We start from the raw sequence: 15,315 nt of genomic DNA on the forward strand, positions 1-15,315 counted from the left end.
ATGACTAATACCGTTCATTAATTAAATTTAACTTAATAAAATAAGGAGATATTATTTATGAAAAAAATATCTATAGAACCAACTCTCTCATATCAATCGAATGATGCTTATACTGGCCCCGTCAATCCTGTTTAACTATTAGATTATTTTTCATCTCAATCGGCAGTCAGCCTTGCTGACTGCCTCAAATACAGATAAATGGAATTGGAAATAATTGATCCTTTTATTTTTATAACACTCATTAATGGAAAGTTTATTTTATGGGATTATAGAAACCATAATCAATATGAGATAGACGATGACTATATGAAAAGAATTAAAGATCTTGTAAATGGTGATAAGTTTACAGATTCACTGATAGATAAAACCATTATAGATAGTGGAATATTAGATTGCGATGATAGAAATATGTGCAATTGGGGATGGGACTGCCTATCAAAAATATTTCATATTGGGACCCAAGTCATTTTGGATAAAAATATGAGTTTACCAATTGATGATAGCTATGAAGGCTATGTCAATTATTGTGCCTCAATAGTAAAGGATATTCCTGATCTAGATTACCAGCGTTCAGGGGAGAAATTTAACTTACCCAAACCCAACAAGCGTTTTTTAGCTAACAGTAAATTTATTGATATTTTATTTGCGCGTAAAACAAGCAGAGAATTCAAGATAGAAGCCGTTTCACTACAAGAAGTGGCCGAGGTTTTATATTGGACGTTTGGTACACCTCATGGCTCAACGCGAACAGAAATGGAAGCTGCTGGGCTCAGATCTGTAGGTTATCGTCGAACCTCCCCATCAGGTGGTTCTCTACAAACCAGCGAGGCTTATCTAGTCGCTTTAAATGTCACTGGGCTAGTATCCGGTATATATCACTACCATTCTCAAAAACATAAATTAACACTCGTCAGCACTAACATTAACGGTGAGAAACTGGGAAGTCTCTTATGTGCTCAGATGTTTGCCAAGGACTTGGCTTTTGGTATTTTTATCACCTCATGTTTTAAAAAATGTGGTGGAAATATCCTCACTCCAGAGCATATCGCGTAGCCTTATTTGATATTGGTTGTTTAATTCAAACATTCCAGCTAATTACTACAGCTATGCAATTAGGATCTTGGCCAACAGGCTACTTTCTGGATCGAGAAATAAATAAGTTACTCGACGTAAATGAAGCAGAAGAGGCTGTTTTGTTTTTTCTCGGTGCAGGACCAAGCTCTGGTTCCCCTTTTGCACCTAATTTACTAAAAACTATAAAGCGAAAAATAAATAGTAAAGGAAATAATAAATGAAAATATTATCGTTTAAGCCAGGGCATGATGGCAGTATTTGTTATATTAAAAATAATAAATTAATCTTCTGCCATGAGGCGGAAAAAGACTCTGGAACTCGTTATTCTCCTGTCACAACTGAATGCACCATTGAGGCCCTAACAACTCTAAATGATGCTCCAGATATAATTGCTCTCAGCGGCTGGTCATCAGGTAATAACTCACATGGAAGTAATATTGGTGCCGGTTATTTGGGATTAGAAATAACCGAACCGGTGAGGAGAGGTTTTCTACAAAATAATGTGTTTTTTTTCACCTCATCTCATGAGCGTTCTCATTTATTATGTGCTTATGGGATGTCACCTTTTCTTCAGGGAAAACCCTGTTATGCACTGCTATGGGAAGGGCATATCGGTTCCTTCTATCATATTGACCAACAGCTAAATATTAACAAACTTGCTGATATCATGCCTGATGTAGGTGTGCGCTATGCATTTTCATATGGTATTGCTGATAAAACCTTTCCATTTGTGAGAGGCTAGGTAAGGCTGGGTGATGCGGGTAAAATTATGGCTTTGGCTGCCTACTGTAATAGAGATAAAAAAACAATACAGGATGAGGAACTAATATCCCGTCTAATGTGTATACCCTTAGATCATCAAAACCTATGTAAAACTCAATTTTCACAATCACACTTATATAATATTGGGGTAGATAGTGATGCTTTTAAGCAATTCGCAGGACACTTTACTGATGCAATATTTACAAAGTTCTATCGTGAAGTTAAAAAATACGTTAAGCAGAAGCTGCCATTACTGATAAGCGGTGGTTGTGGTTTGAATTGTGATTGGAATAGTAAGTGGCTAAATTGTGGTTTATTCGATGATACTTTTATTCCTCCGTGTGTAAATGACTCAGGTTCTGCAATCGGAACTGCTATTGATGCACAGTATTATTTTACAGGTAATGCAAAAATAGATTGGGATGTTTACTGCGGCCAAAATTTCAATGATGATATTATTGATATTTATGGTTTGAAATATGAGAAACTAAACTATTATAATGTCGCATCTGCTCTTGCCAGTGGAGATATCATCGGATGGGCCAATGGTAAAGCGGAGCTCGGCCCCAGAGCGTTAGGTAACCGTTCAATATTAGCAGCACCTTTTAATAAGGCCACATTGACACGTTTAAATACCATAAAAAATCGGGAATCTTTTAGACCCATAGCCCCAATCTGTTTACAAAGCGATGCACCTGATATTTTTGACATAAATAACCCTAGCCCTTACATGCTATTTTTTGCTCATGTTTTAGATAAAAATCTTCAAGCCATCACTCATATTGATGGTTCATCCCGGCCACAGACTATTAATAATGCTCAAAATAGCAATATTTATCAGTTACTATTAATCTTTAAGGAAATAACAGGCTATGGTGTACTATTTAATACTTCACTAAATTTTAATGGGAAAGGTTTTATTAATCGAACGAGTGAGTTAGCAAGCTATATGCTGCAACACGGACTTGATGGTTTTGTTGTAAATGACCGTTTTTATACAAAAAACACTTCACATTAAAAGAATGAGAAAACCTTAATGTTAAGCCTCTTTAAAATAGCTGGGTACCCTTCTTTATTTGCATCTAGAATATTTAATTCCATTGCTGTTTGGATCGACTTCACACTTATCTTTACTGTGATGAGTTTTCATTTTAATGCTTCTGCTTATCAGTTAGGAATAGCGGCCGCACTATATGGTTTCCCCGGATTATTATTAGGCCCATTCATTGGCCAAATGGCCGATAGATATTCACCCGCAGTTATATTACTCGCAAGTGCTTATGGTCGTTTTATAACCTCGACATGGCTTGCAATCGTCACTCATCATGAATTATTTTTATTTGGAGTTTTTCTTAAGGGAATCAGCAATCTGGGAATGATCCCTGCCGAGCAAGTATTAATTAGAGAGTTATTAAATAAAGAGCAAATATTGCTAACCATTACACTGACAAACGTTATTGATCAGTGTATTAAAATAACCGCCCCATTAATAGGTGCCTTTATCGCCACAATAACAAATTCGCAAGGTGGATTTTACTTAACAGCATTACTGGCATTGATTACATCGCTACTAACCATAAGAATTGGTTTCACAACCAGATGGATTAAAAAAACAGGAAATGTAACAACAATTCTACCTAACTTTAGGTTGGTATCTAATATCATTCGTAATAACCATGTGTTGTTCTCTTCTTTTTTAGTGGTTCTAGCCGTCTCACTGACACTTGGACTCTACGATTCAATTCTTTCAGTTTTATTAAGAATTCAGGGGTTTACTGCTGATGCATTTGGTATCATTGTCAGTAGTACCGCCACAGGTGCTATTTTGTGTGGTTTCTTATTTAAGAAAATAAATTTATTATTTAGTCACCAACAGTTGATGATTTATGGACTTATTGGTTTCAGTTTAACTGTGCTCAGTGCTGGTATCCTCTGTTTGGCTTTTAATAACCTTCATCTTTATATTTTCTGCATCATTTGGTTTATCAATGGATTTTGTTATGCCTGTATCGTAATGTCATTCAGTGTTGTTTTACAAAATGAAGCACCAACCAACATGTTAGGTGTCATTTCAACCAGTTGTCGCAGCTTACAGTTAGCAGCACTGGTCGCAGGCCCTGTTATCGGTTCAAGTCTTGCCCACTATGTTGGCGTCCCTATAACATTTGTCATTGCTGGTAGTACCGGTGTTGTTATTACTGGATATCTATTATTCATGCCACCGAAAAAACGTAACCCATAAAAAAAGCTGCCCCGATAAAAGGGCAGCTTTGGTCATTCTCGGTAGTGATAACGCGACGCTAGCCGTTATTCACTGACAGGTTCGTCACTCACTTTCTCTTTAGGTTCTGGATTCATACAACTGTAAATCACTGGTAACACCAGCAATGTCAGCACCGTTGCAAAGCCCAGACCAAACATGATGACCACAGCCATACTCTGGAAGAAGGCATCACTGAGCAGCGGAGCCAGCCCCAGAACAGTAGTAAATGCCGTCAGCATAATAGGCCGTAAACGGGCGGTAGACGCATCAATGATAGCTTCGCGCAGTGGTTTTTGCTGCCGCTGTAAGCCAATCTCTTCCACCAACACAATGCCGTTACGTATCAACATACCACTCAGACTTAACAGCCCCAGCAGAGCCATAAAGCCAAACGGGATGCCAGTGAGCAAGAAGCCAACTGTCACGCCGATTAACGCCAGTGGCACTGTCAGCCAGATAGCCAACGCATTACGCACCGAACTGAACATCAGTACCGTCACCACAAACATAATCAAAAACGCGATAGGTAAACTGATGAAAATACCCCGTTGTGCTTCCTTGGTACTTTCGTAGTCACCACCCCATTCAAGTTCATAGCCTCGTGGCAGTTGAACCGCTTCCACACCCGGTCTGATGCGCTGTAATAGCTCAGATGACGTTTCGCCACCCTGTTGGGTCGGATCCGTTTGTACTGTCAGTGTCCGTTTACGGTCCAGTCGCATAATAAGTGGATCTTCCCACTCGGTTTCAAAACTGGTGACCACGTTATCTATCGGGATAAAGGCCAGGCGCGCCTGGCTCCAAACCATCACATCATTCAGTCGTTCAGCATTGAGTCGCTCTGAATCCGGTGTGCGCAGCACAATTGGTATCAGGCGGGTGCCATCACGATATAAGCCTACCGGCAGACCGCCAAAGCTCATGCGTAATGTGCCATCAACCTCACGTTTATCCACACCCAATTCACGGCCCAGATAATCAGAGAATTGTGGCCGGATCATTTTGCTACGATCTTGCCAGTCATGCCTTGCGCCATCAGCCATTGGATCAGCAATGATCGCTTTTTCCGCCTGCGCTGCCAGCGAACGCAGCACTTCTGGATCCGGGCCAATAAAGCGGGCTTCGATGGAACTGTTGTTTGATGGCCCGAACATGATGCGTTTTACCTGTGCATCAACCTGCGGGTATTCGTCATGCATGTAGGACTCGATTTCATCAATCAAGCCCGGTATTTGGTCCAGTTGATCGGTACGGACCATCACCTGCGCATAGTTTGGGTAATGACGTTGGGCGTTGTAGGTCAGCATAAAGCGCATTGCGCCCTGACCAATCGTCGCCATGGTGTCCGCCACTCCTTTTTGCTGCTTGATATGCTGCTCAACCTTGGCCGCTACGTCTTCGGTATAACTAATATCAGTCCCGTACGGCAGCCAGATATCGACAAAGAAGATTGGCGTGTTAGATGGCGGGAAGAAGCTTTGGCGAACATTACCAAAGCCCACTACCGATGCCACCAATAAGGCCGCCAGCACGATCAGAGTAACAGCACGGTATTGCAGTAATTTGTTCAGCACCACACGATAATAGCGGAACAACCAGCCATCATAAGGTTGTTTAGCTGGCTTATCGGTATCATCTTTCGCAGGCTTTTGGCCCTGGAATGCCCACTTGGAAAACACCGGTGTTAGCGTCAATGCAGTGATCCAACTCAACATCAGCGAGATCAACAACACTTGGAATAGTGATTTACAGTACTCGCCGGTTGCATCGTTGGACAAGCCAATCGGGGCAAAGGCCAAAATGGCAATAACAGTCGCCCCCAATAGCGGCATCATCGAGCGTTTTACCACATTGCCGATCGCCGTAGAGAGACTTTCGCCACGCTGGCGGCCCACCACCACGCCTTCCACCACCACAATGGCGTTATCCACCAGCATACTTAGCGCGATAATCAGCGCCCCTAGCGACACTCGCTGTAGCTCTATGTTAAACAGCCACATAATGAGCAACGTACCGAGTACGTTAAGTGCCAGCGAGATAGCAATCACGATACCACTGCGGACTCCCATGAAAATCAGCAGGGTGACCACAACAATCAGCAGTGCCAACAGGAAGTTAAGGATAAAGCCGTTAACCGCCCCTTCAACTTCATGGGACTGGTCATAGAACACGTTGATATGCATACCTGACGGGCGCTCAGCTTCAAGCTGTGCCAATCGGGCTTTAATGGCATTACCCACGTTAACCACGTTGACATTGGGCGCAAACGAGATCCCCAAGGCCAGTGCGGGCTTACCGTTAGCACGATAAATATTTGTCGGTGAATGACCAAAGCCCTGAGTGACCGTCGCGATATCACGCAGATAGACGCTTTTCGGGCTGCCAGGCTGGCTAACCAGTAAATTCCCCAATTCTTGCACACTTTGGAATTCACCGGTCGGATGTAAACGAATCGACTCACTGCCCACCTGTAGCTGGCCGGCATCGGACACTACGTTCTGGCGGCTGAGTAAATCGGATAACTGTTGTGGCGTAATGCCAGCGGCAGTCATCTGGGCGCGGGAAATCTCCACCTGAACTTCTTCTGGCAGAATACCGACGATCCCTACCTTACCGACGCCCGGAACCAGTACCAATTCACGTCTCAGTTGTTCGGCAAAATTGCGCAAGTCCTGGTTACTGTAGCCATCACCCGTCAGAGAGAAGAAGAAGCCGTAAACATCGCCAAAATCGTCGTTGACCATCGGAGCGCTGGCTCCAGGGGGTAAACGCACGCTGTTATCGTTGATTTTACGCCGTAACTCATCCCAGATTTGCGGTAACTCATTCGCACCATATTGCGCACGAATATTAATGGTTATCTGCGATAAACCGGCACTGGAAATTGAGGTAACATCATCAACATAAGAGAGTTCCTGAATAGCATTTTCCAGTGGCAGCGTAACTTCTTCCTCTACCTGTTGTGCTGACGCGCCATCATAGCGAGTGACAACCACTGCTGTTTTGATAGTAAAAGCCGGATCTTCCAGCCTGCCTATATTGAGATAAGCAATAACCCCCCCAATACCCAGCAACAAGATCGTTAACCAGATACGGGTAGTATTATTGATAAAATTATCAAGCAGCTTCATTAGAGACCCCGCTCACGTACCCAAGCCCGGACAACCTGATTTGGGCGAAGCTCGCCGGTACCTGCCGCAACTATCAGCTCACCGTCAGCCAGTCCAGAGGTCACTTGAACGCCGTTCGCGGTAAGCTGACCCACCTGAACCTGACGTTCTTCAACATGCATCTGACCATCATCATTTTTGATGACCCAAACTCGCGCATCATTTAGTTGCGTGCTATCAGGGTTAAACACAGCTTCCACCGGTACCACAATGGTCGGATGGTCAGTGCCGGACAGACTGCCCGAATTAATTCTTACCCGGCCACTGATACCTGAAAGCAATGGCATATCCGCCGGGCGCTTCATGGTCAGAGTGACCTGGAAGGTCTGAGAAGCCGAAGTGGTAGAAGTGGTATGCTCTTTATATTCCGCAATAAATTCGCGCCCTGGCATATGGTTAAGTAATACCGTTGGCTTGTAGTTACGATTACTGATGTCTAACGTGGTAAACAAGCGCTCTGGCACACTAAACACCACATCCAGTGTATCCAGTGCACTTAATGTTGCAACTGCCTGACCCGGCGCCATTACCTGATGGTTGCGCACATTAACATTGGCAATAACGCCATCAAAAGGCGCGGTAATAGTGGCATCGCTGAGTTCTTTTTGCGCAATTTCCAAGGCTGCTCGTGCGGACTCCATCTCGGCGCGGCGGACATCCAACTCTGCGCGAGAGACAGCTCGTTGCCCTTGTAAGGTATTAAAACGGTTAAATTGATCCCGCGCCAGATTAAAGCTGGACTGTCTGTCTCTAACCCGTAGGTTCAAATCCGTGTCATTCAGCTTGGCGATGGTTTGGCCTTTTTTTACTTGCTCACCTTCGCGAACCAACAACTGTTCCAGTTGCCCACTGCGTTTAAAGGAGAGCTGGGTTTCATCACCCGCTTGTAGCCGTGCCGGGAAATAGCGAGTCCCATTTTGCCCGCTGTCTTCTACAGTAAATATTTTTACTGGACGTACGCTTTCTACGACTTCGGGGGGAGTTCTGTCGCAAGCTGCGAGTAGAAACGTGAATAGCAGAGTGACTACTGTTTTTATCTTCACTATAAGATCTCGTTGAGTCAGGTTTTAAAATTTATTGCAGATTAGTTATTCACACCTTTTATCTGTTTTGCGCACTAACGCTTTTATAAGTGTGATAAATAATCCCCCGGTAAAATAGATCAGCACATTTAGCGCCTAAATGGGTAGTGTTATTTGCGCGAAAAGTAGAGATAAGTTCACGGAGAAATAGCCAATAGCGAAAGAGCGTTACTCTGCTACTCGCTATCGGCTATTTTTTAATCACAATTCCGTTATACCCTAAATAATTCGAGTTGCAGGAAGGCGGCAATTGAGCTAATCCCCAGGGGCTGACTCCAGTCAGTGATTCGGGTGAGTACGCGCAGCTAACAACCCTGTGGCTTCAAGGCCGCAAAGCATCCCCAAAGTCATTGGAGTCACAGGTAGGCTGCCAGCAAACGACTCCCGATGAGCTGACTCCAAGTCAGTGATTCGGGTGAGTACGCGCAGCTAACAACCCTGTAGCTTCAAGGCCGCAGGGGATTAATAATCGACGGCATCCCGGGTAATTGGGCAAGTCATACAGTGACCGCCCCCACGCCCACGGCCTAATTCGCTGCCAACGATTTCAATCACTTCCACCCCTTCTTTACGCAACTGGGTGTTAGTTTTGGTATTGCGGTCATAAGCCATAACCACACCCGGAGACAGCGCTACCATGTTGTTACCACTGTCCCATTGCTGACGCTCGGTGTCGTAATCGTTACCTTCGGTCTCCACTACCCGCAGTTTTTTCAGGTTCAATGCCCCGGCAACCGCGTCAATAAAGCTGCCTTTATCGCGACTTAACTTGATACCGGTTGGGCCATTATCAGGGCGCAGTGAGAAGGTTTGGATCTGATTCACAATCGCCGGATATAACGTCACAACATCGCGGTCACAGAAGGTGAACACGGTATCCAGATGCATGGCAGCACGCAATTTAGGCATGGCTGCAATCATCACGCGCTCCACCTGCCCTGCACTATCTTTAAACAGCGATTGTGCTAACTGGGTAATCGCCTGGTGAGACGTTCGCTCACTCATGCCGATTAATACCGTTTTATTGCCAATCGGCATCACATCGCCCCCTTCCAGGGTCGCGCTACCGTGATGCTGCGTCGGGTCACCCCACCAAACTTTCACATTGGCATCGCCAAAATCCGGGTGGAATTTATAGATAGCGCTGGTCAGGATGGTTTCTTCATGACGCGCTGGCCAGTACAACGGGTTCAGCGTCACACCACCGTAAATCCAGCAGGTGGTATCACGGGTATATAAGGTATTAGGCAACGGCGGTAACAGATATTCAGTGATACCCACCGCTTCACGGATCAACTTCAACTCTTCTTTGTCGCACTTGCCGTCGTTATGCAGTTCAGTGGTCGATAAACCACCAATCAGTACTTCAGCTAACACCCGCGGCTTCAGACTTTCCAGATAGCTGCGGGTTTCTTGCAAAATGCCCAGTGACACTTCATTTGGCACAATTTGCTGATCCAGGATCCACTTTTTCGCCGCCGGAATGGCCACAGTCTCAGCCAGCAAATTATGCATCTCAACCACATCAACACCACGTTCACGCATTTTGGTCATAAAATCGAAGTGGTCGCGCTTGGCTCTTTCTACCCACAGCACATCATCAAATAATAATTCATCACAATTACTGGGTGTCAGGCGGTTATGGGCGCGACCAGGGGCGCAGACCATCACTTTATGCAGTTTCCCAACTTCAGAATGAACGCCAAATTTGGTTTTAGCCTGGGCTTTCTTCGCTTTATCTGACATAAAAACTCCAATCAATTATATGGTGATAATTCCGGTGGCGATGCTATAAATCGCAGCAACCGCAGCAATAATCAGAACAATAAACAGTATTCTTTCGTAGCTATTAAAGGCTTTTTGATGCTGTTCACGTTTGGCAATTAGATACAAAATTGTGCCGGGGCCGTAAATAATGGCCGACAGCAGCAAGTATTTCATGCCACCGGCGTAAATCATCAGTGCAGAGTAGAAAGTCGCAATAAGCGCAAAAATTAAATCTTTTCTGTGACCGCGGGCATTGGTGTCATAAGTCTCACCAGTCCAGGCCAGTTTTAGCCCGTAAGCTCCCACCAATAAATAAGGGATCAGCGTCAATGAGCTGGTTAATTCCAACGCCAGTTGGAAAGCATAATCAGTAAACAAGGTCAGAATTAAGAACACTTGAATAAAGATATTGGTCAACCAAACCGCGGCTGAAGGCACCGCATTACTGTTTTCAGTTCCGAAGATTTTTGGCATGCTTTTACTCTTGGCCGCAGAGAACAGCACTTCCGCTGCCAACAGTGACCATGATAAATAAGCACCCAACACCGAGATGATCAGGCCAATACTGATGAAGATAGCTCCCCAGCGGCCCACTATCGCTTCCAGTACACCGGCCATTGATGGCTGACGTAACGCGGCCAAATCAGGACGTAACATCACACCGTAAGACAACATGGTGATCAGTACCAACAGGCACAATACACCGATGAAGCCCAGCACCGTTGCAATACCGACATGGCTACGTTCTTTGGCATAACGTGAATAAACGCTTGCCCCTTCGATACCCAGGAATACAAATACGGTGACCAGCATGGTACTACGCACCTGAGAGAATAAAGATTCAGGCTCAGTAACCGGCGCCATGACGGCCGCTGCATGGCCAACATAGCCGTAGTCATTCAGGTGGGATAAATCGACACTTTTAATCACATCTGGCGTGCCCCAGAAGTTCAAGGCGAACACATCGCCTTTAAAGGCAAAAATCAACACAATGACGAAAATGAAGATAGGAATTATTTTGGCAAAGGTCGCAATGGTATTAATTGCCGCCGCTTCTTTAACACCCCGTAATATCAGGATATGGAATCCCCATAAAATGACGGAGGCCACTAATACCGCAGGAATGGTATTGCCATCACCAAATATAGGGAAGAAGGCCCCTAAAGTTGATTTAATCAGCACAAAGTAAGAAACGTTACCAATACAGGTACCGGCCCAGAAGCCTAATGCAGAGGCGAAACCAAGATAATCGCCGAAGCCTTCTTTTGCGTAAATAAATACGCCAGAATCAAGATTAGGTTTACGCTGTGCTAATGTTTGGAAAACAAACGCCAGCATTAACATACCGCCACCGGCGATACACCAGGCGATCAATGCGCCGAACCCACCCGTTGCACGCCCGAAGGTCGCCGGTAACGAAAATATACCGGCCCCGATCATTGAACCGACCACCAATGAGGTAAGGGCCGGTAAAGATAATTTATTGGTTGTTGAATTGGCCATAATGCTCTCAATGACATTGGATAAATTAAGTTACAAATGTTGAATCTGTTTATCCCATAAACAGATTCACCCAAACCCACTTATCGACATAAATACATAGTTATCATAGTACTCTTTAAAACTATTGCATAATTGTGGGAAAGTAGACCAAGTCTTACAATATACCAATTGTTGCAAAAATTATCACCTACATCGGAATGTTTCTACCGTGATCAAAGTCATCATTTTGTATATAAAGTCAATCGTCTATTAGTTTAATTCACTGCATCCCACCCATTTCATGGGCATAGACATCTGTTTTTTTAGGTGGGTTATTTAAAATAACCCCAAAATGCTAATTTATTTAAAAACTCATCGTAGATAAGAATGTATATCATCTTGCGATATATAAATATATAGTCTAGAGTTAAAGATTGACCATTGATGATATAATAAAAAACTGTTTGTTTTCAATATGTTACATACAGTGCTTTTTCCATAAAAATAGTCCATATCTTATAAAAACTTTCTATTAATTCACCTTTATCATCTTACTAGCCCCCTTAACCAGTGCCATAATTAGATGTTCACAAGACGTCTCCACTAGATTTTTATTTAAAGGTATCGTTAGAAAACTTGATGTTTAATGCTGAATAATCTGATAAGCAATGGGATGGTATCGATGAAATAACATAAGATTTATCTTAGCCTATCGTCATATTATTCTCTGCAGAAAAATAAAAGTTAAATAAAATATATGGATTTAGTGCATTAAATTCACATTTTATTCATCATCCTCCCATCCAAATGAGCATGCTGGCTATTTTTTAAATTATCGTAATCAGCCATAACCTTAGCAACGTTGTATGAAAATATCGTGGTGCAACGAAACACGGCTCCCATTAGGAAGCCGTTGCTTAGGACATTATATTCGCGGTAAATGTACGCTATTCGGTTAGCTGCTTATCCGATAGTTGCTGAGTACCTGCCACTGAATAACCCGCCAAAATTGCTACAAAGATCATAAATAGATGGCCTTCAGAGGAATCTAGCAGGAATGAGTTAAAGAAATTACACGCCATATAGCTGGTTAAGACTGCCAGTAACACATTGCGTAAAATGGGTGTTTGTTGCCAAATCGCGCGATAACAACAGACAATCCATGCCAGGAAGATAATCAGACCAACCACACCTGATTGGATGGTTTCCAACAGATATTGGTTATGTGGATTATTAATTTTGTAATTGGCTTTCGGATTTTCATAATAGAAGCCACCGGCACCGTGACCCAGCATCGGTGATTGTTTAATTAACCGAACGGCCTCAATGGCAAAAGCTGAACGTTGTCCCATTGACGAACGGCAAGCATCATTGACATTGCCGGTGGATGCAGCCATACAGATTTTTATCTCATCAACGCCCTGTACGATACGGGAAGTCGCCTTATTAGGGATCACCAGCAGCGCAGTAAACGCCACCGCCCCCAGTGCAACCAATAACCAACGTTGGCGGCTGCCCAGCGAGAAGAACAACCACATACCTAATCCAACCACCAGCGCGACATAACCGGTGCGCCCCAGCACCAGGAACAGAATACTGTAGCTGGCAGCCGCGACAAGCAGGCCATAACCCCAGCGCTTCCACCCCTGATTTTTGAAGGCTAGCGCCAGCCACAGCATGGCAGCTAAAGCCATAAAGAAGTTTTGGGTGATTTGTAGTTTAAAAATGGTTGGATTGGTTGGGTCCACATTCCCAATTGGAATGTGTAATACCCCGACGGCTAGTGTACCAATCAATGCCACTGCATTAGCCACTAAAAAACCGATACAGAACAGTTTTACCCATCGTGGCTGGTTCACAAAGAACAGGGCCAGTGGCAGGATATAAAGAAGTTTCTTATATTTCCCTACCATATCCGGGCCATAGCTGTTGTGCGAGAACAGCAGTGACAATGCCAACAGTGCAAACATGACGGCAGGTAAGTAAATCAGAGGATTAGTTAGTAATGGTTTAAATTGCAGTGAGTTACGGTTAACAATCAGACAAATCAGGATGAGAACCAAGGATATATTGATCAATGAACTGGATGTCGGTAAGGAAATACCCAGCAGCAATGCCGCCATACCGCCCAGTATTTCACGGCGCAGGTTAACCGGGATAGTGGCCGGCAAAGAAGTCGATGGGATTGTCATAATTCTCTCAGCTTAGGCTGGTTGGGGGAATAAAGTACTGATACAGACTCGTTACTCGCACATTACTGGCTTTGAGCACGCCAGGAGTCAACTGCATCGATGACGTCGTTCACTGGAATGGCATTCAGATAGCGATCGGTGGTGTCAGTATCTATCTCGTTAGGGTGCGGTAAAGTACGGTAATGCCCGGCCCATAAAAGGGTATGTGGGGCCTGCCACGGATGCCATTGATTAAGATTGCTGGGGCCAAATAGCACCACTGCAGGGGTTTGCAGGGCCGCTGCCATATGCATTGCCACTGAATCGACACCAATAAAGAGCTTAGCGTTATCGATCAATACCGCCAATTCCGGCAGAGCCAAAAGACCCGACAAATTAACCACTTTTTCAGGTTGCGTGCATCCTGCAATAATTTCAGCGATATAGTCCAGTTCGGCTTGGTCTTTACCGCCGGTCAGGAGAACCGTTTCACCCTGTTCGGTGAGATGGTTGATCAAGTGGCTGAATGATTCGCTGGCCCAGGTTTTGAATTTCCAACGGGCAGAAGGTTGAATCAATATGTAGTCATCAATATTACGTTGCTGACACAGCTGTTTTACCCGCTCAGCATCCTGTGGGCCATAAGCCATGGTGACATCGGTTCTGATATCAGTCAGTTGCAGCGGCGCAAGGATATCCAGATTATTGAGTACGGTGTGCCGCTCAGCGGCATTGGGGATATCCACCAAAGTGGAATGGCAGTAACGCCATAGCCAGGTGTCGCGTTTTGGGTAATGAAAACCAATACTGAAGCCGGGCTTTAATAAACGACAATATGCTGCGGCCCGCCACTGATCGGATAAATTGAGGATCAGATCATAGTGATGCTCTTTCAAGGCATTAAACAGCGTTTTTTCACCCCTGATTTGTGCTTTTAAGCCCGCATGTTTGAGGCCACGATCTACAATAAACGCATGATTAACTGTTTTATTCTCTCGCAGCATCTCTTGCGTTCCGCCATACAGCAGTACGTCGATTTTCGCCTGCGGGTAATTAGCTTTTAGCGTGCTCAGTAACGGCGTAGTGAGCAGGACATCGCCGAAATGGCGTAATTTAATGACCAAAATGCGCTGAACATTGTCTTTCTCCCGCAGTGTATCCGGTAGGTTATATGCCCCTTGGTGGGCAGTAGGAACAGGAGCAGAAGGTTGCCCGGCAGGTGATTCTGTCTTATTTGATGTATTCATCATAGGATGCGCCATCATCGGCAACGAAAGAGGGGGAATCATGCTATCCAAGTGTTTACTGCATGGCAATTCTTTATTTGGTTAGCCCGCTCGTATATCGTGGGCGACGGGTTGACCGCACCTAGGGGCGCTCCGGCGACTGACGTCGCTACGACCCCAACGGCACGTTTCCCCGTCGACTATTATCTGAGTTGTCTGTTCTTATCAAACAATAAAACCAATCGACGTTATCAGCGCAGGCAGCTTGAGCACTGCCCCGAAGCTCAAGCTGGCAAGTAAGATAGTCAATTAGACAAA

At 44.5% G+C, this 15,315-nt stretch carries 11 protein-coding genes; 5 read left to right on the forward strand and 6 right to left on the reverse strand.

Annotated features, from left to right (window positions below; translation table 11 throughout):
- Nucleotides 1-198 precede the first annotated feature (198 nt).
- The 5 genes from AEP37_RS04605 to AEP37_RS04615 are packed head-to-tail and all read left to right on the forward strand — an operon-like array spanning nt 199 to nt 4,078.
- Nucleotides 199-1,053, forward strand: coding sequence for a nitroreductase family protein (locus AEP37_RS04605; RefSeq protein ID WP_202905461.1), 855 nt, complete (start codon nt 199-201; stop codon nt 1,051-1,053).
- A complete protein-coding gene (locus tag AEP37_RS26920; protein WP_202905460.1) occupies nt 1,014-1,295 on the forward strand; it encodes a nitroreductase family protein in 282 nt (93 codons plus the stop codon). The genes AEP37_RS04605 and AEP37_RS26920 overlap by 40 nt, the downstream gene beginning before the upstream one ends.
- On the forward strand, nt 1,292-1,816 hold the full coding sequence (locus AEP37_RS26925; protein ID WP_202905459.1) for a hypothetical protein: 525 nt from the start codon (nt 1,292-1,294) through the stop codon (nt 1,814-1,816). Before AEP37_RS26920 ends, AEP37_RS26925 begins: the two co-directional genes overlap by 4 nt.
- Nucleotides 1,817-1,843: 27 nt before the next feature.
- Nucleotides 1,844-2,854, forward strand: coding sequence for a carbamoyltransferase C-terminal domain-containing protein (locus tag AEP37_RS26930; protein ID WP_202905458.1), 1,011 nt, complete (start codon nt 1,844-1,846; stop codon nt 2,852-2,854).
- A gap of 18 nt (nt 2,855-2,872) precedes the next feature.
- Nucleotides 2,873-4,078 carry an MFS transporter gene (locus AEP37_RS04615; protein WP_072086239.1) on the forward strand — a complete coding sequence of 402 codons (1,206 nt, stop codon included), beginning with the start codon at nt 2,873-2,875 and terminating at the stop codon, nt 4,076-4,078.
- 65 nt (nt 4,079-4,143) lie between these two features.
- Here AEP37_RS04615 and AEP37_RS04620 read toward each other — a convergent pair whose 3' ends face one another.
- From AEP37_RS04620 to rfaQ, 6 genes are all read right to left on the reverse strand, one after another.
- Entirely contained in the window at nt 4,144-7,230 is a 3,087-nt protein-coding gene (locus AEP37_RS04620) for an efflux RND transporter permease subunit (protein ID WP_049610575.1), read from the reverse strand.
- A complete protein-coding gene (locus AEP37_RS04625; RefSeq protein ID WP_049610579.1) occupies nt 7,230-8,312 on the reverse strand; it encodes an efflux RND transporter periplasmic adaptor subunit in 1,083 nt (360 codons plus the stop codon). The genes AEP37_RS04620 and AEP37_RS04625 overlap by 1 nt, the downstream gene beginning before the upstream one ends.
- Before the next feature lie 501 nt (nt 8,313-8,813).
- A complete protein-coding gene (arcA, locus tag AEP37_RS04630) occupies nt 8,814-10,097 on the reverse strand; it encodes an arginine deiminase (protein WP_049610582.1) in 1,284 nt (427 codons plus the stop codon).
- 15 nt (nt 10,098-10,112) lie between these two features.
- A complete protein-coding gene (locus AEP37_RS04635; RefSeq protein WP_049610585.1) occupies nt 10,113-11,621 on the reverse strand; it encodes an amino acid permease in 1,509 nt (502 codons plus the stop codon).
- A gap of 926 nt (nt 11,622-12,547) precedes the next feature.
- A complete protein-coding gene (waaL-ps, locus tag AEP37_RS04640; protein WP_156168523.1) occupies nt 12,548-13,771 on the reverse strand; it encodes an O-antigen polysaccharide ligase WaaL-ps in 1,224 nt (407 codons plus the stop codon).
- An 83-nt stretch (nt 13,772-13,854) separates the two neighbouring features.
- On the reverse strand, nt 13,855-15,021 hold the full coding sequence (rfaQ, locus tag AEP37_RS04645; RefSeq protein WP_049610592.1) for a putative lipopolysaccharide heptosyltransferase III: 1,167 nt from the start codon (nt 15,019-15,021) through the stop codon (nt 13,855-13,857).
- Nucleotides 15,022-15,315 lie beyond the last annotated feature (294 nt).

This window comes from Yersinia pekkanenii, assembly GCF_001152565.1.
GTDB lineage: Bacteria > Pseudomonadota > Gammaproteobacteria > Enterobacterales > Enterobacteriaceae > Yersinia > Yersinia pekkanenii.